Origin of the sequence: Actinoplanes nipponensis (genome assembly GCF_016862275.1) — a bacterium.
GTDB classification, from domain to species: domain Bacteria; phylum Actinomycetota; class Actinomycetes; order Mycobacteriales; family Micromonosporaceae; genus Actinoplanes; species Actinoplanes nipponensis.
The window spans coordinates 18,697-40,499 of sequence record NZ_BOMQ01000079.1 but is presented as its reverse complement, the minus strand read 5'-3'; the positions used below and the strand labels follow the sequence as shown (position 1 = coordinate 40,499).

Below are 21,803 nucleotides of genomic sequence, written 5' to 3'. Positions count from 1 at the left end.
GGGCGGAGTAGCGTCGCCGTAATCGGCAGGTCACCCTCCGCGATCTTGCGAGGTGTCCCCGCCGCGGCGGAAGGACCCGCAGATGGCCAGCATTGCTCCCCCGCCGATCGCGGACGAGACCGAAGCAGTCAAGAGCCCGCCGCTGCTCGGCGGCGGGATGGTGCTGCTGTTCATCGCCCTCATCGGCTGCTTCACCGCCTGGGGCGTGGCCCAGGACCTGACCACACCGATGGTGGCCGGCTTCAAACGCATCTTCGAGATGAGCACGTTCCAGGCCTCGCTGGTGCAGCTGGCCTACTTCGGCGCGTACTTCCTGCTGGCGCTGCCCGCGGCCTTCATCAACCAGCGCTTCGGCTACAAGATCGGGATCCTGACCGGGCTGGGCCTGGCGGCCGTCGGCGCGTTCTCGTTCTACCCGGCCAGCAAGATCATGACGTACGAGGCGTTCCTGGTGGCCCTGTTCGCGATGGCCGCCGGCTGCTCGATCCTGGAGACCTCGGCCAACCCGTACGTGCTCTCGCTGGGCCCGGAGGCGACCGCGACCCGGCGGCTGAACCTGGCCCAGGCGTTCAACCCGGTCGGCACGAACATCGGCGTGCTGCTCGCCTCGACGCTGATCCTGCCCAAGCTGGCCGACCCGGTGGACATCGCGTCGCTGACCCCGGCCCAGCTGCACACCATCCGGGCCGGCGAGCTCGGCGCGGTGATGGCGCCCTACCTCGGGCTGGCCTTCGTGCTCGTGCTCATCGCCGTGGCGATCGCCAGCCAGAAGGCGCCGCCGATCGTCGAGGAGTTCCCCGACGCCGAGCCGCACGAGGGCGGCACCCGCGCCCTGTTCGGGGTGCTCTGGCGCCACAAACGCTACCGGTACGGCGTCATCGCCCAGTTCTTCAACGTCGCCGCCCAGGTCTGCGCGTGGACCTACCTGATCCAGTACGTGCAGCAGGCGCTCGGCGGCAGCCTGGAGAAGGGCGGCTTCTACCTGCAGCTGAGCCTGCTGGTCTTCCTGGCCTCCCGGTTCCTGATGACCTGGGTCATCGGCCGGGTCCGGGCGACCTGGGTGCTCGCCGTGCTCGCCGCCCTGGCCATCGTGCTGTGCGTCTTCGCCATGGTCAGCCCCAACATGGCCGGGGTCATCGCCGTGGTCATGCTGTCGTTCTCGCTGTCGCTGATGTTCCCCACCATCTACGGCGTGGCCCTCAAGGGCCTCGGCCCGGCCACCAAGTTCGGCGCGGCCGGGCTGGTGATGGCGATCGTGGGCGGCGCGATCATGCCGGTCGTGCAGGGCTGGCTGGTCGACCGGACCAGCCCGGCGATCTCGTTCATCGTCCCGGCCGCCTGCTTCGCCGTCGTCGGGCTCTACGCGCTCTACGACCTGCGCAGCGCGCCCAGCGAACCGCGCACCGCCGGGAGCGCGGCATGAGCGCCCGCCGGGCCGCGGCGGCGGCCGTCGCGCTGCTCCTGCTCGCGGTGGGCGGCTGCGGCGGCGACGAGCCGACCAGCGCCACCACCGACACCAAGAAGCTCGAGGTCGTCTCCTGGTGGACCTCCGGGTCGGAGGCCGCCGCGCTCGACGCCGTCCTGGCCACCTTCCGCCGGGCCCACCCCGACGTCGACGCGGTCAACGGGGCGGTCGCCGGCGGCGCCGGCTCGCAGGCGATCGTGACGCTGGCCAAGCGGCTGCAACGCAACGACCCGCCCGACGTGTGGCAGACCTTCAACGGCGCCTCGGTGCAGGGGTACGCCCGGCGCGGCGTCGTCCGCGACGTCTCGTCGGTCTTCGCCGCCGAGGGCCTGGACGCCGCCCTGCAGCCGACGATCCTGCGGTCGCTGCGCCGCGACGGCAAGCCGTACGGGGTGCCGACCGGCGCCCACCGCAGCAACGTGCTCTGGTTCAACCCGGCGGTGCTGGCCCGCGCCGGTGTCGCCCCACCCACGGCCGGCTACCAGCTCGACACGTTCCTGGCCGACCTGAAGAAGGTCAAGGCGACCGGGGCCACCCCGCTGTGCCTGGGCGGCCGGGACCCGTTCACCACCGTCGAGCTGTTCGAGAACGTCCTGCTCAGCACGATCGGCGCGCGGGGCTGGGCGGACCTGACCGCGGACCGCCTCGACTGGCGCGGCGGCAAGGTCGCCTCGGCGCTGCGCGCGTTCGGCGAGCTGCTCACCTACGCCGACCCCGAGGCGAACGGCCTGACCTGGGATGCGGCCACCAAGAAGCTGGCGGCGGGCGGCTGCGCGTACGAGTCCATGAACGACTCGGCGTACGGCGAGCTCGCCGCCGGTGGCGCCGCGGAGGGCACGAACTTCGCCGGCGTGGCGTTCCCCGGCACCGGCGACAGCTTCCTCGCCGTGGTCGACGTCTTCGTCGCCGCCACCCGGGCCGAGAACGCCAGGAACGCGCTGGCGTTCCTGTCCGCGATCAGCGACCCGGCCACCCAGGTGGCGTTCCACCGGGCCAAGGGCTCGATCCCGGTGCTGCGGACCATCGACGTCTCCGGGCTGTCGCCCTACCAGCAGAACGCGTCCAGGACGTTCTGGAGCACGCCGGTGCTGCTGTCGATCACCCACGGCGAGTCCATGAGCCCGGAGTTCCAGGAGGGCTTCTACGACGCGGTGTCGACCTACATCCGGACCCGGGATCCGGACGCCTTCGCCGCCGACCTGCGCAACGCCGTCTCGCAGGGCCGGGTCCCTCAGCGCTGAACCCCGTCCCAGGTGGTCAGGCAGAAGGGATGGCCGGCCGGGTCGGCGTAGACGAAGCACTGGCCGCCGTTGGGCTGGAAGTCGGCCTTCACGGCCCCGGCGGCCAGCACGCGCGCCTCGGCGGCGGCCCGGTCGGTGACGAGGAAGTCGAGGTGCATCATGATCGACGACGTGGGGTCGGGCCAGGCCGGCGGCGTGTAGCCGGGCACGGTCTGGAAGTCGAGGCGGCCGTTCGGGCCCTGGACGGTGGCCCACTGGGCGCCCAGGCAGGTCACCGCCCCGCCGATCACGCAGGCGTAGAACCGGGCCAGGGCGCCCGCGTCGGGACAGTCGAGGGTGACGGCACTGAGGCGGATCAGGTCGGAGGTCATGCTCCTACGACGAACGAGCCGCCGCGATCCGGACACGTCGGCCCTGCGACTTTCGGCCGATCACGGGCCGGGCGGTTCCGGCCGGCAGAGCGATCCGCGGCGCCGGCCGCGTGCCTAGGCTGCGCAGGTGATGATCAACCGGTACGCCGCCCCGGCCGCCCTGATCGGCGGCGTGCTGCTCGGGGTGCTGGACTTCGTCTGGATCAAGTACGTCCCGTTCCCGTTCGGCGGGCTGGGCAATTCCCTGGCGGTGTGGGCGGTGGCCGCCTTCCTCTTCACCTACCGGGGGCGGTGGGGCTGGGCGCGGGGCATCGCCGCGGCGGTCGTCCTGCTGGTCGTCGCCGTGCCGAGCTACCACCTGGCCGCGGCGCTGATCCAGCACGACGACGTCGCGAACATGGTCGACACGGTGGCGCTGCTGTGGATGGGATGCGCCGTGGTCGCGGGCGTGGTGTTCGGCGGGGCCGGGGTCGCGGCGCGGCGGCCGGGACCGTGGCAGGCCGCGGCGGCGGCCATGCCGGCGGCCGTGCTGGTCGCCGAGGCGGCCTTGCTCGCGCGCCGCATCGGCGATCCCCGGTACGGCAGTGAGCCGGTGTGGCCGGCGCTCATCGACGTCGCGCTCGGCGTGGTCGTCACCGTGCTCGTGGCCGGGACGGGGCGGCGGCGGGTGGTCGCGCTGCTGCTCGCCGTACCGCTGGCCGCGGTGGGTTTCGCCCTGCTGTCGCTGGCCCGGTTCGGGTGAGCGCGGGCGGCCCGGTCACCGCACCCGGCAGGACGTGGTGGCGGTGGCGGCCGGGTTGCTCTCCGAGGTGACCGTGACCGCCACCGTCGTGCCGCGCCGTGTGCCGGCCGGACGCTGGACGTAGACGTCCACCGCGGCGGTACGGCCGTTGGGCACGGCGGTGACCTCGCGGGGCAGCCAGGCCGTCCATCCGGCGCGGGCGGCCGCCGAGATCCGGTAGACGTCCAGGCCGGCGCTCGCGCCCGGGGGCGTCGCCGGGGCCGGGGCGGTGCGGCCGGTGTTGCGCACCGGGATGCGGCAGCGGGCCCAGCCGGAGGAGGCGACCCGCGCGGTCGCCCGGGTGGCCGTGACGCCACGGGTGTGCGGGCCGGCGCCGGCCAGCGAGCGGACCGCGACCGTGTAGGACAGCACCCCGGCCCGGTCGCGCTTGCGGTCCAGGATGTAGAAGTGCAGGCCGTTGGCGGTGTCGGCGTACTCGAACTCGCTGCCCGAGCCGGTGCCGGCGTGGAACAGCGCGTCGGACAGCTGCCGGTAGTCGCCGATGGTCATCTTCTGCGGGGTGCCGTCCGGCCGCACGAAGTCGACCTTGTCGATGTCCTGCGGGTTGGCGTCGACGGTCCAGATGAACGGCGCCGCGTCGGCCTTCTTGGTCTTGGCCAGCAGCACGCCGGAGTCGGGGGTGAACGAGTCGAAGCCCATCCGGTCGACCACCTCGACGGTGTAGTCGTCGTACCGGCCGCCGTCGCAGTACGGGTCGGCGGCCGGGTCGCACGCCGGGCTCCGGTCGCCGCCGTCCAGCGTCACGGTGATCCCGGCCAGGCCCCGCTCCACCGTGCGGGCCGTCACCCTGGCCACCACCACGCCGGAATCGGTCAGCGCGTCACGGGAGAGCCGCAGCACCGCGTCCTCGTCGACGATGCCGAGCTTGAGCTTGTTGCGCAGCATGTGCTGGGCGCCCATGGACGAGCCGGCGGTGCCCGGGATCAGCCAGCGGCTGTGCGGGCCGCCGGGACCGTTGAACGTGCCCCGGCTGAGCATCTCCCACGGGCCGCTGTAGTCACGCCGCGCGGGCACCGAGTACGGGTTGTTGTAGTTGTCCCCCACGCCCAGGATGTGGCTGAACTCGTGCGCGTAGGTGGACATGCCCGAGCTCTCCGCCTGCACCGAGCTGCCGTTGGCGGCGTTGGGCCAGATCGTCGCCGAGGCCTGCCAGGAGGTCCAGTCGACGTAGCGGGTCGCGTTCCAGTTGGGCAGCGTCTCGTCGGGCGGCCCGAACGCGTCGGTGACCTCGTCGCGGGTGGTGAACTTCATCGGGCCGAACTCCTGCCAGGTGGACGACTCGTCCTGCCCGGCGGCGAGGAAGAAGACGAAGTCGTACCGCGCGGCCTCGTCCGCGCCGACGTCGGCCAGCCAGGCGGCCCGCGCGTCGGCGCGCAGGTCCCGGCCGCAGGTGTCCCCGGCCGGGCAGCCCAGGCCGCGCTGCATGGAGTTCTCGATGCCGTACTCGTGGCTCTTGGCCGGCATCCGGTAGACGCCGAACGCGCCCAGCTCGATGCCGTAGCGGCCGCCCGAGTCCTCCATCCAGTACTCGTGGATGGTGTGGCCGCGGTTCAGTCCGCCGGGCCGGTTGAGGAAGTCGCGGTAGAAGGCGGGCACGTCGGCCCGCGGCAGGTCGTGCACGGTGGACGGGTTGCCGAAGACGGTGGAGTGGGCCGGCTGGGTCACCACGAACGGCTGGTTGGCGAAGTCGGCCAGCACCAGCGCGCCGCGGAAGGTGCGCACCGAGCCGGGCACCGCCGGGTCGGCCCAGTCGGCGCCGGGCACGGCGCGGTAGTCGTCCCAGGTCATCGTGTCGGGCAGCTCGTAGCGCTGCGGGTCGACCGGTCGCGGGGCGCCCGCCGCCGCGATCCGGGCGGCCGGCTGGTCGCGCTGCCACGGCTGGGTCTGCGGCCAGTGCCGCATCCGCCAGGGATGCTCCGGGTCGCCGCCGGGCGGGGCCGCCGCGGCCGGAGCCGCCGCGGGCACGCCGGCCAGCATCAACGCCAGCACCGAGAGCACCGGGACCACAGCTCGCCGCACACCACCGCTCATCCTCGCCATCCTCCCCGTTGAAGTGACACCGATCAATCCCTGGGGGAAGGGGGCGCGGTCGTGGCAGGATACTGCCGAGTAACAAAAGAAAGCGGGTGATCGACATGGCCGATACCGCCACGGGTACGGCGTTCCGGACGTGCCCCCTCTGCGAGGCCGCCTGCGGCCTGGAGCTCACCACGCGCGACGACCGGATCGTCGCGGCGCGCGGCGACCGCGAGCACGTGTTCAGCCACGGCTTCATCTGCCCCAAGGGCGCCACCTTCGGCGAGCTCGCCGCGGATCCGGACCGGCTGCGCCGCCCCCTGGTACGCCGCGGCGACCGGCACGTGGAGGCCGGCTGGGACGAGGCGTTCCAGGCGGTCGAACAGGGACTGCGCCCGATCCTGGAACGGCACGGCCCGCACGCCGTGGCCCTCTACCTGGGCAACCCGAACGTGCACACGATGGCCGGCGGGCTCTACCTGGCGCCGCTGCTGCGCACCCTGGGCAGCCGCAACATCTTCTCGGCCAGCACCGTCGACCAGATGCCCAAGCACGTGTCCTGCGGCTACCTGTTCGGCAACCCGCTGACCATCCCGGTGCCCGACCTCGACCGCACCGACCTGCTGCTGGTGCTCGGGGCCAACCCCTGGGAGTCCAACGGCAGCCTGGCCACCGCGGCCGACTTCCCGGGCCGGCTCAAGGCGATCCAGGCGCGCGGCGGCCGGTTCGTGGTCGTCGACCCGCGTCGCACCCGCACCGCCGAGCACGCCGACGAGCACCTGTTCATCCGCCCGGGCACCGACGCGTACCTGCTGTTCGGCATCGTCCACACCCTGTACGCCGAGGGCCTGGTCGACCTGGGCGGCCTCGACGCCCACGTGACCGGCGTCGACCAGGTGCGGGAGCTGGCCCGGGCGTTCCCGCCCGAGCGGGTGAGCGCGGTCTGCGCCGTACCGGCGGAACGGATCCGCGGGCTGGCGCGGGAGCTCGCCGCCGCGCCCACCGCCGCGGTGTACGGCCGGATCGGCACCTGCACGGTCGAGTTCGGCACCCTGACCAGCTGGCTCGTCGACGTGGTCAACGTGCTCACCGGCAACCTCGACCGCCCCGGCGGCGTCATGTTCCCGCTCGCCCCGCACGTGCGTCCCCGCGCCGGAGCCGGTGGCAAGGGCTTCCGGGTCGGCCGGTGGCACAGCCGGGTCCGCGGACTGCCCGAGGTCAAGGGCGAGCTGCCGGTGGCCACCCTCGCGGACGAGATCGACACGCCCGGGGCCGAGCAGGTCCGGGCGTTCGTGACGGTGGCCGGCAACCCGGTGCTGTCCACGCCGAACAGCGAGCGGCTGGACCGGGCGCTGGACGGGCTCGACTTCATGGTCAGCGTGGACCCGTACCTCAACGAGACCACCCGGCACGCCGACGTGATCCTGCCGCCGGGCGACCCGGCCCGCAAGGGCCACTACGACTTCTCGTTCCTGGGCCTGGCGGTGCGCAACTTCGCGGCGTACTCGCCGCCGGCGCTGGCCCCGGACCCGGCGGGCCTGGACGAGTGCGACATCCTCGCCCGGCTCACGCTCATCGCCGCCGGGGCGGGCGCCGCCGCCGACCCGGCCGTGCTGCACGACCAGCTGCTGGGTCTGGCCCTGCAGCGCGCGGAGGCGGTCACGGGAACACCGGCGGCCGAGCTGCGGGCCCTGGTCCGCGGCGACCACCCGGCCGAGCGGCTGCTCGACGTGGCGCTGCGCACCGGGGCGTACGGCGACGGCTTCGGCGCGCGGCCCGGCGGGCTGTCGCTGGACCGGCTGCTGGACAACCCGCACGGGGTCGACCTGGGCCCGCTGCAACCCCGGCTGCCCGGGGTGCTGCAGACCCCGAGCGGCCGGGTCGAGCTGTACGCCGCCCCGATCGCCGCCGACGTCGAGCGGCTGCGCGTCGCGCTGGACCGCGACCACCACGATCTCGTCCTGGTCGGCCGGCGCCACCTGCGCTCCAACAACAGCTGGATGCACAACGTGCCGGCGCTGGTGAAGGGCCGCGACCGGTGCACCCTGCAGGTCCACCCGGCCGACGCGGCCCGGCTCGCCCTCGTCGACGGCGGCGCCGCCCAGGTGACGTCGCGGGCGGGCACCCTGTCGGCGCGGGTCGAGGTCACCGACCGGGTGATGCCCGGGGTGGTCAGCCTGCCGCACGGGTGGGGTCACGACCGGCCGGGCACCCGGATGACGGTGGCCGGCGCCCATCCCGGCGTGAACAGCAACGTGCTCACCGACGAGCTGGCGATCGACCAGCTCTCCGGCAACAGCGTGCTCAACGGCATCCCGGTGCAGGTGAAGGCCGAGGCCTGAAAAGGCGTGTTCCCCGCGGCCGGAGCGAGCCCGGGCCGCGGGGAACAGCCGTGCGGAGCAGGGGTCAGCGCACGTACAGGTCGAACGACGTGCCGCTCACCGCGCACCGCCAGAATTCCCAGCGGTGCTCATTGGACAGTTGCCGGCCGGTGTTGTTGCAGACCGTCGACGGGTTGGTCACGCCGTCCCGGTGCTGGTACAGCAGCTCCGTGGGCGAGGTGTTGTAGTACAGCGTGTTGTCGACGGTGTACTCGCCGAGCTCGGTGCCCGGGCTGAGCACGCTGTCGGCGTCGAAGTGCCAGTGCACGCCGAGCCACAGCCGGCTGTGGGCGTCCTCGTCCGCGGCCGCGCTGAAGCTGGCGAACGTGCGCTGCACCCCCTGAGCGTCGGGGTCCTCGGTGCCGCCGGTGTACCTGATGGTGTCGCGACCGAACCAGTGCTTCATCACGGTGGCCCAGGTGTAGGCGAAGGTGGCGTGCCCCGACACGTACGACGGGAAGTTCGGCGTGGCCCGGGCCAGCGGCTGCCACGCCTCCTGCGGGGTGTCCGGGTTGCCGTCGGCGCCGGCGTTCTGGATGGCGGCGTTCGGCCGCCACAGGTCCACCGGCGTGTTGTACTTGGCGTCCCAGGCCAGGATCGCCGCGTCGGCCATGGCCAGGGCGACCTGCGCGAACAGCTTGACCTTGGACTCGGCCGAGACGTTCTGGTTGTTGGCGACGATCTGGGTGTGCGTGAACAGCTGGCCCGGCGGCTTGTAGGTGCCGTCGGCGTCGTTGGCCCAGAAGAACGCGGCCTTGGTCTGGTCGGCGGTGCGGTCCGTCGACGTGCGGGAGCCGAGCCGCCGCACCTCGTCGAACTGCTCGGTGTACTCCGCGCTGGTCAGCACGTCCTGGTAGGTGGACCCGCCGGCGGGCGGCTCCGGCCGGAACTGCGAGCCGCTGGTCATCGCGAAGGGCCGCACGGCGCCCCACTGCGGCGTCACCGGCGAGCCGTTGGGCTGGAAGGCGCCGACCGCGGTGTCGGGCGTGTACGACATCGGCGCCGCGGAGCCGTCACCGGCGCGGCTCTGCAGCATGGCCTGACCGGCCTGCTCGCCGACCGACCGGCCCGAGGTCTGCGCCGGCGAGGCCGCGATGCCGTCCTGCGCCTCGTTGAGCTTGCCCAGGTACACCGACGCGCGGTCGGGGTAGAGGTTGTTCAGCACCGTGTACGCGGCGTAGTCCAGGCTGGTGTTGAAGTCACCGCCGGCGGCCACCTTGATCACGTACGGCTGGCCGAGGCAGTCCGCCGCCCGCCGGGCGCACAGCACCGAGTTGGCCGCGTCGTACATCGCGATGTGCATCATCGCCCCGGCCCGGCTGAGCCGCGTCGGCGTCGCGGCGTCGTTGCGCTGCGCCCGGTACGTGTCCAGCAGAACGGTGTTCCAGAACGTGACGTGGTCGGTGGCGATGACGGCCCGCGCCGGCCGCGCCGGCAGCACGGCCTGGAAGAACGCGGCGAGCACCGCCGCGACGACGATCATCACGCCCATGCGGCGCGACAGTCGTGGTTGCCTGTCCGTGGACAGCATGAATCCTCCCCGTTTTCTGCGCCCACCCCCGTGGCGGCGTCAGAAGTTCCAACAGGCTATGGGCGGGGAGTCCAATGACGACAGTCGCAGTATTCACGTCTGATGAAAGTTCGCCAGGCGTTACGGGGCCACGCCGATCAGTCATGAAGTGGTAGGCCGGGACGCACCTCGGCGAGGGCCTGCATCGCCCGGCGTTCCCGCTCCGCGAGGTCGGTGAGGGTCGCCGCGGCGTGCGCCAGGTGGGCCGCGTCCCCGGTCGCCCCGGCCGCCGCGACGGCCTGCGCCACTTCCGTCCACAGTGGTGCGATCTCGCCGTACATGTGGTGGGCGACGCGAAGGTTGGCGTCGTCGACGACGGCGCAGCACTCGGCGAGGAACTCGTGGTACATCGTGCGGAACAGCGCGCCGCCGGTGCCGCCGTGCTCCATCAGCGTCGCGGCCAGCGCCAGGTCGCGCGGCGGGTCACCGGCCCGCTCCAGCCACCCGGTGACCCGCCGGGCCGCCGTGGCGATGCCGCGATGCCCGAGATTGGCGATGGGCGGGCGCAGGAAGGCCTCCGCGTTGCCGCGGACCGCCGCCCGGATGGCGGCGCCCAGGTCCGACCGGACCGGGCCGGTGACCGTGTACGAGAGGTTGCGCGCCGTCATGGGGCCGCGGGCGCCGCGGCAGCACGTCGAGCGTGCTCGTCTCGCAGTGCCGACCGCCCGCTGACACCGTCATTCCCCGCCTCCCCCGGCCCGGACCGGTTGCCCGGGACCAGAGTCAACCCCGGGACCCCGTCGCCGGGCAACCGGTCCGGCGGTCAGCGGCTACCGGGGGCGTTCCGTGCGGACCGGGTCGCCCCGGACCAGGTCGTCGTGGATGCGCCGGCGGCCCGCCACCACGGCCCGCTGCCCACTGCGGTCGTCCCGCTCGAGACGCTCGCGGATGCGCTCCAGCGCGAGCCGGCGGTTCTGGCCGAACTGCCGCTCGGTGTCGGCGACCACGACGATCCCGGAGGGGCGGTGGGTGGCCCGGACCGCGGTGCTCGCCTTGTTGCGGTGCTGGCCGCCCGGGCCGCCGGTGCGGCAACCCACGATCTCGACGTCGGCCTCGGCGAAGGCCGTCCGCCGGGGCCCCGGCTCGCACGGCTGGGCGATCACGTACCAGTTCTTGCGGCCCACCCCGGCCCGGTACGGGCTCGGCGCCTGCCAGCACAGGGTCCCGGTCCACGTACCGGCGAACCGGCCGGCGCCCGCGCCGGCGACCCGGACCAGGACCGACCGGAACGTGCCCGGCCGCTCGCCCACCACGGTCTCGACCCGCCGCGTCGTCAGACCCGCCCGGGTGGCCTCGGCCTCCAGCCGCCGCAGCAGCCGAGCCACCGCCCAGGCGCACTCCTGCGGGCCGCGCCCGGCCGACAGCAGCAGGTGCAGGCGCTCGCTCACGACCGCCCCCGGCCGCGGCGGCGGTCCCGGCGCTGCGCCGCCGGTCCGAGGTCCCGCGTCTTGTACGTGACCACCGGCACGGTCGTGACCACGGGCGTCGCCAGCCCGGACCCGACGAGGTCGCCGATCACCTGCTCGATCCGCTTGTACGCCGTGGGCGCCTCCTCGAACAGCAGCTGCCGGTCGCCGCAGACCACGAGCGACCCCACCGGGGTACGGCGCAGCTCCTCGACGGTGTGCTTGGCCCGGCCCCGCACCAGGGCGTCGGCGCGGGACATCTTGCGCCCCGCACCGTGGGCGACGGAGTAGTTGGCCTCCGGGCCGGCGTGCGCGGCCACCAGGTACGACGGGGTGCCCCGGGTGCCGGCCACGAGCACGTCCCGGCCGTCCCCGCGCGCCGCGCCCTTGCGGTGCAGGTAGGTCCCGTCGCGCACCTCGACCAGGTTGTGGCACTCGTCGACGATCGGCCCGGCGGGCTCGGCGCCCAGCGCGCGGGCCACCCGGGCCGCCATGAGCCGGCGGTTCAGCGAGCCCCAGCGCACGGCATCGTCGTGCCGGGCCAGGTACGCCGCGGGGTCGGCGGCGGGCCCCGCGCCCAGCACCTCGGTGTGCGCGCGCAGGATCCGCTCGCCCAGCCCGCGCGAGCCGCTGTGCACGATCAGCACCAGGTCGCCGGCGGTCAGCCCGAGCCGGGTCGCGTGGCCCGCGTCCAGCACGGTCCCGACCCGGGCCAGCTCCACGAAGTGGTTGCCGCGGCCCACCGTGCCCAGGCCGTCGCGATGGCCGGCGGGGATGTCACCCGCCACGGCGTCCCAGGCCGGGTCGTCCGGTTCCGGGGAGCGGTCGAGGTCGGGGAAGCGGCCGGCCAGGCGCTCGGGCACGACCCGCTTGAGGCCGATCGGGAACACGGCGATGCCGCAGCCGATGTCGGAACCGACCAGGTGCGGGTAGAGCACGGCGGAGGCCATCGCGGCGCCGATCGGGGCGCCCTTGCCGGGGTGCAGGTCGGGCAGGCCGGCCACGTGGATCATGCCGGGCAGGGCGGCGACCTGGTGGCACTGGGTGACGGCGTCGGACTCGATCCAGCTTCCGTGGCCGGCGAACACGGTGACGGAGGCAGTCTTTTCCTGGGACAAGGAGTTCTCTCTCACTGACGGAGGCAGCGGTCGGTGGCTTCACGAGGTGGTGTCCGTCAGTACGTCATGCGTGCAGCTTGCGGGAGATCACCCGGGACGGGCAAACGCTTTTCCGCCCGGCGCGGGCCGGGAATCTCCCCGGAGGGTGCCTGTACCTGAAGCGGATGGATCAGGTGGACGAGGGGGCGCTCCGGGAGAGCATTGCGCTGCCCTACCGCCAAGCCTCCGAGCGGTTGAATGGCCCCATGAGCTCAGAGGCAGCCCCGCCGAGCACGGCCTCGCCTGATCTCAGAGCGGCTGCGGCCCGCCCCACAGCCGCAGGAACAGCACGCCCAGCACGTCCAGGATCACCAGCAGCAGCGGATAGCTCAGCGGGAAGAAACAGCACACCAGCAGGATCAGCACGCCGATGTTCTTGTCCTCGAGCCACAGCCGCATCTGCTGCGCCCCCGCCCCCGGCCGGCGCAGGGCCGACCACAGCAGCCCGAAGCCGTCCAGCGGCGGGATCGGGATCAGCGCCAGCAGCCCGAAGGCCAGCAGCCCGACCGCCAGGCAGAGCAGCACCTGCTCGCCCAGCGGCAGCGTGAAGCCGCGCAGCACGTTCGACATGTTCAGCACCGACAGCAGGTTCTCCGGGAAGAGCACCACGTACGCGGCGAACAGCAGCTGCGAGACCAGGATGCAGAGCACCGGCCCGGCCGCGAAGACCGCCGCCGCCCGGCCCCGGCCGTGGTGACGCGGCACCTCGTCGACCGAGATCATCCGGCCCCAGCCCATGCCGCCGACGGCCGCCGCGACGGCGCCGAACGGGTCGACGTCCTCGCGCGGGCGCGGGGTCAGCGGGTCGCGGCGGCCGGTCAGTCGCAGGGCGCGCGCGGTGATCCGGATCGCGAAGGCGCGCAGCAGCAGGGCCAGCAGGAAGGCGACGACCAGCGCGACGAACGCGACCGGTTCGCCGAGGGCGAACAGCAACCTAGCCCCGTTCCGCCTTGGCGGCGATGACCTCGCGGGCGAGCTGGCGGTAGTTGCGGGCGCCCGAGCTGGCCGGGTCCAGGCTGGTGATCGGCGCGCCGGCCACCGTGGACTCCGGGAACTTGACCGTCTTGGTGATGACGGTCTGGTACACCTTGTCGCCGAACGCCTCGACCACGCGCTGCAGCACCTGGCGACAGTGGGTGGTGCGGCTGTCGTACATGGTCGCCAGGATGCCCTCGAGCTCCAGGTCGAAGTTGAGCCGCTCGCGGACCTTGTCGATGGTGTCGAGCAGCAGGGCCACGCCCCGCAGGCTGAAGAACTCGCACTCCAGCGGGATGAGCACGCCGTGCGCGATGGTCAGCGCGTTGATCGCCAGCAGGCCCAGCGAGGGCTGGCAGTCGATCAGGATGAAGTCGTACTCCTTGCGCACGGTGCGCAGCACCCGGGCCAGGGCCATCTCCCGGGCGACCTCGTTGACCAGCTGGATCTCGGCGGCCGACAGGTCGATGTTGGCCGGCAGCAGGTGCAGACCGGCCACATCGGTCTTGATGATGACGTCCTCGGCGGTGACGTCGTCCTGCATGAGCAGGTTGTAGATGCTCAGGTCGAGGTTGTGCGGGTTGACGCCGAGGCCGACCGAGCAGGCGCCCTGCGGGTCGAAGTCGACGAGCAGCACCTTGCGGCCGTACTCGGCCAGGGCGGCGCCCAGATTGATGGTCGTGGTGGTCTTGCCCACGCCACCCTTCTGGTTGGCGAGCGCGATGATCCGCGCCGGGCCGTGCCGGTCGGTCGGCATGGGCTCGGGGATCGGCCGGCGCATCGTGTAAGCCGTCGGGTCGGCCGGGCCCAGGTCGGCGCCGAGGTCCAGCGAGCTCTGCTGGTCGCGCAGGGCATTGGTCCACGCCTCAGCGCGATCATGATTTCCGCTCACGTCCCGGTCCCCCCTTCACATCCGACCCCTCTCGACCCGCAGCCGGAGCCGATGCCCGACTGTACGCCACGAGGACCGCCCGACCGGGGTCAGCCGTTCGGCGTGTCGCAGGGACTGACGCTCACCGTCTAACGAGCGCGCGGGTGCGAGGTCGCGTACACCTCGCGAAGCCGGTCCACTGTCACCAGGGTGTAGACCTGCGTGGTGGTCACCGAGGCGTGGCCGAGCAACTCCTGGACGACGCGGACGTCCGCCCCGCCGTCGAGCAGGTGCGTCGCGTACGAGTGCCGCAGGGTGTGCGGCGACACGGCGTGCGGGCCCTCCACGGGCAACCCCGCGGCCCCGGCGGCGCGGTGCAGGATCGTCCAGGCGCTCTGCCGCGACAGTGGACCGCCGCGGGCGTTGAGGAAGACGGCCGGGGTGCCGTGACCCTTGGCGACCAGCGACGGCCGTTCCTGCACCAGGTACGCCTCCAGCGCCGCGCGGGCGTAGCGGCCGAGCGGGACGAGCCGGGTGCGGCCACCCTTGCCGTGCAGGGTGACCGCCGGGTCGTCGGTGAAGTCCAGGTCGTCGACGGCGAGCCCGACCGCCTCGGAGATCCGCGCGCCCGTGCCGTAGAGGACCTCGAGCAGCGCGGTGTCGCGCAGCGAGCCCGGTACGGCCAGCAGGCGGGTCACCTGGTCGACGTCGAGGGCCTTGGGCAGGCGTTTCGGCGGGGCCGGGGGCTTCACCTCGCGGCTCACGTCGTGCGCCACCAGGCCCTCGCGGGCGGCGAAGCGGTGCAGCCCGCGGACCGCGGAGACGGCCCGGGCCGCCGAGGCCGCCGACAGCGGCGGGTGCTCCGGCGACCCGGCCCGCAGCTCGGCCAGGTGGGCGGTGACCTGGGCCGCGGTGACGTCGGCGAGCGCGCCGACGCCGGCCGCGGCCAGGGTCTCCCGATAGCGGTCCAGGTCCCGGCGGTACGACGCCAGGGTGTTGCGCGACAGCCCGCGCTCGACGGTCAGATGGTCGAGGTAGGTCTGCACGGCCCGGCTCAGGCTCAGCTGAGCACCTCGGCCAGCGACAGCGCCTGCATACCGTGGGCCTCGGCGACCGGACCGTAGGTGACGTGCCCGGCGTGCGTGTTCAGGCCCAGAGCCAGCGCGGGGTCGGCCTTGACAGCGTCGCGCCAGCCCCGGTTGGCCAGCTCCAAGGCGTACGGCAGGGTGACGTTGGTCAGCGCGTACGTGCTGGTGTGCGGCACCGCGCCGGGCATGTTGGCCACGCAGTAGAACATCGACTCGTGCACCCGGTAGACCGGATCGGCGTGCGTGGTCGGCCGCGAATCCTCGAAGCAGCCACCCTGATCGATGGCGATGTCGACCAGCACACTGCCCGGCTTCATCCGCGACACCAGCTCGTTGGAGATCAGGTTCGGCGCCTTGGCGCCGGGCACCAGCACCGCGCCGATGACCAGGTCGGCATCGATGACCGCCTTCTCGATCTCGTACGCGTTCGACGCGATCGTCTGCAGGTGCCCACGGTAATCGGCATCCGCCGCCCGCAACCGCGCGATGTTCTTGTCCAGCACCAACACCTCGGCCTGCATGCCCAACGCGATCGCGGCCGCGTTCATACCGGAGACGCCGGCGCCGATGACCACGACCTTGGCCGCGTACACGCCCGGGACACCGCCCATGAGCACGCCACGCCCACCACCGGAACGCATCAAATGGTAGGACCCGACCTGCGGCGCGAGCCGACCTGCGACCTCCGACATCGGCGCCAGCAGCGGCAACGAGCGGTCCGGCAGCTCCACGGTCTCGTACGCGATGCCGGTCACCTTACGATCCAGCAGCGCGTCGGTGCACTCCTTGGACGCCGCCAGGTGCAGGTATGTGAAGAGCACCTGACCCTCGCGCATCCGGCCGTACTCCTCGGCCACGGGCTCCTTGACCTTGAGGATGAGGTCGCCGGTGGCCCACACGTCGTCCGGGCCGTCCAGGATCGTGGCACCGGCGGCGACATAGTCGGCATCGGTGATCGACGAGCCGGTACCGGCGCCGGCCTGCACGTAGACCTCGTGACCGGCCCGGTTCAACTCGAAGACCCCCGCCGGGGTGATCGCGACCCGGAACTCGTTGTTCTTCACTTCGCTCGGAATGCCGACCTTCATGAGTCGACACCGTCCTTTCCGGGAGAGACGTCGATGGCTCTTACCCGAGACGGGCTGCTTCGCAGGTTACCGTCCCACCAAGTGGAAGATACTGCCGATCTGTTGCGCGAAGATCAAGAAGCCGGACCGTTTGCCCGGCGATCCCGGCGCCGGCGGCTATCCCGGCAGGTCACCCGCGGCACGGACGACGCCGCGGGCCAGCACCGCGGTGGTGGCGGTGAGCATGCCGGCCTTGCCGTCCCCGGTGTCCCGGACCAGGTACGAACGCTCGCCGAGGTACGCGAGGGTCCGCGCGTCGAAGATCCACTCCTGGCGCTCGCCGAATTGGTCGGTGCGGGCCACCGCGACGCCGTGCCGGCCCTCCGCGTCGACCGAGTCGGCCACCAGCACCACGCCGGGGATCTTCGCGGCGGCGCGGTAGATGGCGGCGGCCACCGGCGGAGGCAGCAGCGACTCCCGCAGCGCCTCACCGAGGAAGTCGAACGCCGCGGCGTCCGGACCGCCGCCGCGGCCCTTGGTGTCGGCATGGACCCGCTCGAGCAGCTCGTCCGGATCGCTGGGCAGGCCGGCGTAGCGGCTGTTCGGCACCGCGCCGGTCAGCCCGAACGTCTCGCCGCGCTCCCGGATCAGCCCCTCACTGCCCTGCGACGCGGGCACCCAGAGCTCGCGGTCGTGCACCTGGTCCAGGACTCGCGCGTCGACCCCGGCCTCCTGCGGCCCGGAGCCACTGTCCCCGGGGAAGACCAGCCAGGCCACCTTGCTCCTGATGTAGACGTACTCGTCGGCGCCGACCGGCATCGGTGACTCCTGGCCGGCGACCAGGGCCACCCGTTCCATCAGCGGCGCCACCCCGGCCGCGTCGCCGGCGGCGACCGTCACGACCGGGCTGGTGAAGGAGGTCGCTCCGCCGTTGCCGGTCCGGCCGAGCACCGCCGCCCCGACGACGGCCGCGACCAGGACCGCGGCCGCGACCGGCACGGCGAGCAGCGCGAAGCGGCGGGGAGACCGGGGGGCGCGGGTCTCGGTGATCTGGTGCAGGAAGGCGTCCTTGAGCAGATCGTGACGGTCGGCGCTCAGCACCGGGTTTCCCGGCGGCGGCAGCAGGCGGGCCAGCTCGGCCCGTTCGGCCGCGTCGAGTCGTGGTGACTGGTTCATCGGTTGCCCTCCTGATGCGATCGGGCCGTACCGGTACGGCCACCCTGTACCTGTCCGCTGCCCCGCTCCGGTTCCCGGGGGCCGGGCACGTCCGCGGTCAGCTCCCGCAGCCGGGCCCGGGCCCGGGACAGCCGGGACCGGACCGTGCCGACCGGCACGCCGAGCGCCTCGGCGGCCTGCGCGTAGTCGAGCCCGGACCAGACGCAGAGCGTGAAGACCTCCCGCTCGGCCGGGCGCAGCCGGTGCAGGGCGGTCGCCGCGGCGGCCAGCTGCTCGCTGTCGCGCATCCGGTTGACCAGCTCGTCGGCGAAGTCCGGCATCGCCTCGGCCGGCGGCAGCCGGATCAGCGCGGAGGCGTGCCGGCGGGCCGTACGCCGGCTGTTGCGCGTCACGTTGACGGCGATGCCGAGCAGCCAGGGCAGCACGCTGTCGCCGTCGGGCCGCAGGCTGCCGCGCAGCCGCCAGGCCTCCAGGAAGGTCAGCGACACGATGTCCTCGGCCGAGCTCCAGCTGCCGCTGCTCCGCACGACGTGCCGGTACACCGCACGGGCATGGTCCTCGAAGAGCTGCCCGAACGCCGCGGTGTCGCCAGCGCGTATCCGGGCCCGCTGAGAAGAGTTCACAACCGTTCCTGTCCGCTCGCGACACCGAGTTCCTGTGTCCGTGGTCACACCGCGTCACCGCCGGAGGGGCGAGCGCATGCCGCCCGCCGTCGTGCGCATCATGACGGTGGTCACGCGGGACCGCGGTGAGTTGATGGCGCGACCGGCGCGACGGAGGATTCGGTCATGGCCACCGACCCGCTCCCCCTGGCTCTGCTCGATCTCGCTCCGATCACCGCCGGCCAGGCGCCCCGGGAGAGCTTCGAGGCCAGCGTCGCCGTCGCCCGCGCCGCCGAGCGCAGCGGCTACCGGCGGGTCTGGTACGCCGAGCACCACAACATGGCGTCGATCGCCTCCTCCGCGACCAGCGTGCTGATCGGCTACATCGCCGCGCACACCGACACCATCCGGCTCGGCGCCGGCGGGATCATGCTGCCCAACCACTCCCCGCTGGTGATCGCCGAGCAGTTCGGCACCCTGGCCACGCTCTTCCCCGGCCGCATCGACCTGGGGCTGGGGCGAGCCCCCGGCAGCGACCAGAACACCATGCTGGCGCTGCGGCGCGACCCCACCGCCGCGGACACGTTCCCGCAGGACGTGCTGGAGCTGCAGGGCTACCTCAGCGGCCGGACGCGCGTCCCCGGCGTGCAGGCGGTGCCCCGGGCGCCCGAGATCGTGCCGCTGTACATCCTCGGCTCGTCGCTGTTCGGCGCCCAGCTGGCGGCGCGGCTCGGCCTGCCGTATGCGTTCGCCTCGCACTTCGCCCCCACCCACCTGCACCGGGCGGTCGAGATCTACCGGGAGACGTTCCAGCCGTCCGACCAGCTCGCCGAGCCGTACGTGATAGCGGGCGCCAACGTGTTCGCCGCGGAGGACCACGACGACGCGGTCGGGCAGATGACGGTCGCCTACCGGGCCCGCACCCGGGCGATGATCTCGCGGGGCGCGGTCGGCCGGAACTTCACCGACGCGGAGATCGACGCGTTCCTGGCCTCGCCGAACGGGCGCCAGCTGGCCCAGATGACCAGGTACACCGCGGTCGGCACGCCGGACGAGGTCCGCGACTACCTGACGGACTTCGCCGCCTCCGCGGGCGCCGACGAGGTCATCGTGGCGCACTACGCCACGGAGATCGCCGACCGGGTGCGCTCGGTGGAGCTCACCGGCGAGGCGTTTCTCAAGGCCTGACGCCGGTACGCCCGCAGCGGCGGGCGCACCGGTCAGAACTCACAACGGCGGGGTGCTCGACGGGCGCAGCGTCGCCCAGCCGTCCTCGCGGGCGCGGCTGGCGGCCAGCAGACCACCGACCGCGGCGGCGTTGGTGATCTCGCCGCGCAGCACCATGGCGACCGCCTCGTCGAGGTCGCGCCAGACGACCTCGATGTCGGCCTCCTCGTCGGTGCGCTCGTGCAGCTGGTCCGGCGGCACCGGGGTCAGCTCCCGGGCCAGGAAGATCCGGACCGTCTCGGCGCTGAAGCCGGGCGAGGTGTGCAGGTCCACCAGCAGGTCGAAGCGGGCGGCGCGCAGGTCCGCCTCCTCGGCCAGCTCCCGGGCGGCCGTGACGACCAGGTCCTCGCCGTCGACGTCGCACAGCCCGGCGGGCAGCTCCCAGAGCCGCCGGCCGACCGCGTGCCGGTACTGCTTGATCAGCACCACCCGGTCGACGTCGTCCAGGGCGACCACGACCACGGCGTTCTTGTTGACCACCACGTCCCGCCCGGCGGTGCCCCCGCCCGACATGGTGACCTGGTCGGAGTACACCGTGAAGATCGGGCCGGCGTACCGCTCGGTGCGCGAGAGGGTCTCGTGCGCGAAGGCCGTCATGACGCCGCGACCGCGGTCTTCTCGGCCGGGCCGGGCTCGGCCACCTCGACCGGCAGCTCGTCGGCGGCCGCGTACTGCACGGCGGCCTTGACGAACGCGGCGAACAGCGGGTGCGCGCGGGTCGGACGGCTCTTGAGCTCCGGGTGCGCCTGGGTGGCCACGAAGAACGGGTGCGTCTCGCGGTCCAGCTCGATGAACTCCACCAGCCGCCCGTCCGGCGAGGTGCCGGAGAACCGCAGGCCGGCCTTGGCCAGCCGGTCCCGGTAGGCGTTGTTGACCTCGTAGCGGTGCCGGTGCCGCTCGGAGATCTCGGTGCTCTCGTACGCCTCCGCCACCAGCGAACCCTCGGCCAGCGCGGCCGGGTACGCGCCCAGACGCATGGTGCCGCCCAGGTCACCCCGGCCCGCCACGATGTCCTGCTGGTCGGCCATCGTGGAGATGACCGGGTGCGGGGCCCCCTCGTCGAACTCCAGCGAGTTGGCGCCCTCGAGGCCGGCCAGGTGGCGCGCGGCGTCGATGGTCATGCACTGCAGGCCCAGGCACAGCCCCAGGATCGGGATGCCGTTCTCCCGCGCGTACCGGGAGGTGTTGATCTTGCCCTCGATCCCGCGGATGCCGAAGCCGCCGGGGATGACGATGCCGTCGACGCCCTTGAGGGCGGAGGCGGCGCCGGCCGGGGTGTCGCAGTCGTCGCTGGGCACCCAGCGCAGCTGCACCCGGGCGTGGTTGGCGAAGCCGGCGGCCCGGATCGCCTCGCTCACCGACAGGTACGCGTCCGGCAGGTCGACGTACTTGCCGACCAGCGCCACCGTGATCGTGCGGCGCGGGTGGTGCACCCGCTCCAGCAGGTCGTCCCAGCTGGACCAGTCCACGTCCCGGAACGACAGGCCCAGCCGGCGCACCACGTAGGCGTCCAGGCCCTCGCGGTGCAGCACCTTCGGGATGTCGTAGATGCTCGGGGCGTCCGGGCAGGCCACCACGGCCTCACGGTCGACATCGCAGTACAGCGACAGCTTGTGCTTGAGCTTCTCCGGGATCTCCCGGTCGCTGCGGCAGACCAGCGCGTCCGGCTGGATACCGATGTTGCGCAGCGTGGCCACCGAGTGCTGGGTCGGCTTGGTCTTCAGCTCGCCCGACGGCGCCAGGTACGGCACCAGCGAGACGTGCAGGTAGAACACGTGGTCCCGGCCGATCTCGTGGCGCACCTGGCGGATCGCCTCCAGGAACGGCAGCGACTCCATGTCGCCGACGGTGCCGCCGACCTCGGTGATGACCACGTCGGGGGTGCGGCCGTACTCGTCGGGATCGGCCATCGCGAAGATGCGCTCTTTGATCTCGTTGGTGATGTGCGGGATGACCTGCACGGTGTCGCCCAGGTATTCACCGCGGCGCTCCTTGGCGATCACCGACGAGTAGATCTGCCCGGTGGTGACGTTCGCCTTGCCGGCCAGCGCCCGGTCCAGGAACCGCTCGTAGTGCCCGACGTCGAGGTCCGTCTCCGCGCCGTCCTCGGTCACGAAGACCTCGCCGTGCTGGAACGGGTTCATCGTGCCGGGGTCGACGTTGAGGTAGGGGTCGAGCTTCTGCATGACGACCCGCAGTCCCCGGGCGGTCAGGAGATTGCCGAGGCTGGAGGCGGTGAGGCCCTTGCCCAGCGAGGAGGCGACGCCCCCGGTGACGAAGATGTGCCGCGTCTCGCGTGATGTTGCAGCCAAGGCCTGCTCCCGTGGTCGGTCAGATGCGATCGTGCAGACCGGCGCTCAACCCTCATCGGCGGAACGCGCCATCCAC

Annotated in this window: 18 protein-coding genes and 1 pseudogene; 5 read left to right on the top strand and 14 right to left on the bottom strand. The window is 72.8% G+C overall.

From position 1 onward, the window contains the following. Positions 1–82 precede the first annotated feature (82 nt). Both fucP and Ani05nite_RS33115 read left to right on the top strand, forming a co-directional pair. A complete protein-coding gene (gene fucP, locus Ani05nite_RS33120; protein WP_203774905.1) occupies positions 83–1,423 on the top strand; it encodes an L-fucose:H+ symporter permease in 1,341 nt (446 codons plus the stop codon). Next, positions 1,420–2,706 (top strand): ABC transporter substrate-binding protein, encoded by a 1,287-nt coding sequence (locus tag Ani05nite_RS33115; protein WP_203774903.1) that lies wholly within the window; start codon positions 1,420–1,422, stop codon positions 2,704–2,706. Before fucP ends, Ani05nite_RS33115 begins: the two co-directional genes overlap by 4 nt. Here the strand turns inward: Ani05nite_RS33115 and Ani05nite_RS33110 are convergent. Further along, the gene (locus Ani05nite_RS33110) at positions 2,697–3,077 is read right to left on the bottom strand and encodes a VOC family protein (RefSeq protein ID WP_203774901.1); all 381 of its coding nucleotides are present in this window, start codon (positions 3,075–3,077) and stop codon (positions 2,697–2,699) included. The genes Ani05nite_RS33115 and Ani05nite_RS33110 overlap by 10 nt on opposite strands. Positions 3,078–3,207: 130 nt before the next feature. Here Ani05nite_RS33110 and Ani05nite_RS33105 point away from each other — a divergent pair, with 130 nt between their 5' ends. Next, complete coding sequence (locus tag Ani05nite_RS33105) at positions 3,208–3,819, top strand: DUF6518 family protein (RefSeq protein ID WP_239130892.1); 612 nt, start codon at positions 3,208–3,210, stop codon at positions 3,817–3,819. Positions 3,820–3,834: 15 nt separating this feature from the next. Here Ani05nite_RS33105 and Ani05nite_RS33100 read toward each other — a convergent pair whose 3' ends face one another. Next, positions 3,835–5,910, bottom strand: a complete 2,076-nt coding sequence (locus Ani05nite_RS33100; RefSeq protein ID WP_203774897.1) for a M6 family metalloprotease domain-containing protein — start codon at positions 5,908–5,910, stop codon at positions 3,835–3,837. Positions 5,911–6,014: 104 nt separating this feature from the next. Here Ani05nite_RS33100 and Ani05nite_RS33095 point away from each other — a divergent pair, with 104 nt between their 5' ends. Continuing rightward, positions 6,015–8,237 carry a molybdopterin oxidoreductase family protein gene (locus Ani05nite_RS33095; protein ID WP_203774895.1) on the top strand — a complete coding sequence of 741 codons (2,223 nt, stop codon included), beginning with the start codon at positions 6,015–6,017 and terminating at the stop codon, positions 8,235–8,237. A gap of 64 nt (positions 8,238–8,301) precedes the next feature. On the opposite strand, the gene Ani05nite_RS33090 is transcribed toward Ani05nite_RS33095, so the two are convergent. The 10 genes and pseudogenes from Ani05nite_RS33090 to Ani05nite_RS33045 all read right to left on the bottom strand — a co-directional run bounded on the left by Ani05nite_RS33090 (position 8,302) and on the right by Ani05nite_RS33045 (position 18,209). Further along, positions 8,302–9,807: a vanadium-dependent haloperoxidase gene (locus Ani05nite_RS33090; RefSeq protein ID WP_203774893.1), complete on the bottom strand. Its 1,506-nt coding sequence runs from the start codon at positions 9,805–9,807 to the stop codon at positions 8,302–8,304. Positions 9,808–9,944: 137 nt separating this feature from the next. Then, a pseudogene (locus Ani05nite_RS33085) lies at positions 9,945–10,460 on the bottom strand (DUF4872 domain-containing protein); the annotation flags it as partial. Positions 10,461–10,616: 156 nt separating this feature from the next. Then, complete coding sequence (gene prfH / locus Ani05nite_RS33080; RefSeq protein WP_239130877.1) at positions 10,617–11,234, bottom strand: peptide chain release factor H; 618 nt, start codon at positions 11,232–11,234, stop codon at positions 10,617–10,619. Then, positions 11,231–12,397, bottom strand: a complete 1,167-nt coding sequence (locus tag Ani05nite_RS33075) for an RNA ligase RtcB family protein (protein ID WP_203775081.1) — start codon at positions 12,395–12,397, stop codon at positions 11,231–11,233. The genes prfH and Ani05nite_RS33075 overlap by 4 nt, the downstream gene beginning before the upstream one ends. Positions 12,398–12,658: 261 nt before the next feature. Then, on the bottom strand, positions 12,659–13,342 hold the full coding sequence (locus Ani05nite_RS33070; protein ID WP_203774889.1) for a zinc metalloprotease: 684 nt from the start codon (positions 13,340–13,342) through the stop codon (positions 12,659–12,661). A 1-nt stretch (position 13,343) separates the two neighbouring features. Continuing rightward, positions 13,344–14,276 (bottom strand): ParA family protein, encoded by a 933-nt coding sequence (locus Ani05nite_RS33065; protein WP_203774887.1) that lies wholly within the window; start codon positions 14,274–14,276, stop codon positions 13,344–13,346. A gap of 128 nt (positions 14,277–14,404) precedes the next feature. Next, the gene (locus Ani05nite_RS33060; RefSeq protein WP_203774885.1) at positions 14,405–15,301 is read right to left on the bottom strand and encodes a site-specific tyrosine recombinase XerD; all 897 of its coding nucleotides are present in this window, start codon (positions 15,299–15,301) and stop codon (positions 14,405–14,407) included. Positions 15,302–15,315: 14 nt separating this feature from the next. Continuing rightward, positions 15,316–16,431, bottom strand: a complete 1,116-nt coding sequence (gene ald, locus Ani05nite_RS33055) for an alanine dehydrogenase (protein ID WP_203774883.1) — start codon at positions 16,429–16,431, stop codon at positions 15,316–15,318. A 156-nt stretch (positions 16,432–16,587) separates the two neighbouring features. After that, positions 16,588–17,586: a CU044_5270 family protein gene (locus Ani05nite_RS33050; protein WP_203774882.1), complete on the bottom strand. Its 999-nt coding sequence runs from the start codon at positions 17,584–17,586 to the stop codon at positions 16,588–16,590. Then, on the bottom strand, positions 17,583–18,209 hold the full coding sequence (locus Ani05nite_RS33045) for an RNA polymerase sigma factor (RefSeq protein WP_203774881.1): 627 nt from the start codon (positions 18,207–18,209) through the stop codon (positions 17,583–17,585). The genes Ani05nite_RS33050 and Ani05nite_RS33045 overlap by 4 nt, the downstream gene beginning before the upstream one ends. Before the next feature lie 165 nt (positions 18,210–18,374). Between Ani05nite_RS33045 and Ani05nite_RS33040 the strand changes: the two genes are divergently transcribed. Continuing rightward, entirely contained in the window at positions 18,375–19,376 is a 1,002-nt protein-coding gene (locus Ani05nite_RS33040) for an LLM class flavin-dependent oxidoreductase (RefSeq protein WP_203774880.1), read from the top strand. Between the two features lie 39 nt (positions 19,377–19,415). On the opposite strand, the gene Ani05nite_RS33035 is transcribed toward Ani05nite_RS33040, so the two are convergent. Both Ani05nite_RS33035 and pyrG read right to left on the bottom strand, forming a co-directional pair. Then, entirely contained in the window at positions 19,416–20,012 is a 597-nt protein-coding gene (locus Ani05nite_RS33035; RefSeq protein ID WP_203774879.1) for an NUDIX domain-containing protein, read from the bottom strand. Then, positions 20,009–21,727: a CTP synthase gene (gene pyrG, locus Ani05nite_RS33030; protein ID WP_203774878.1), complete on the bottom strand. Its 1,719-nt coding sequence runs from the start codon at positions 21,725–21,727 to the stop codon at positions 20,009–20,011. The genes Ani05nite_RS33035 and pyrG overlap by 4 nt, the downstream gene beginning before the upstream one ends. Positions 21,728–21,803: the final 76 nt, after the last annotated feature.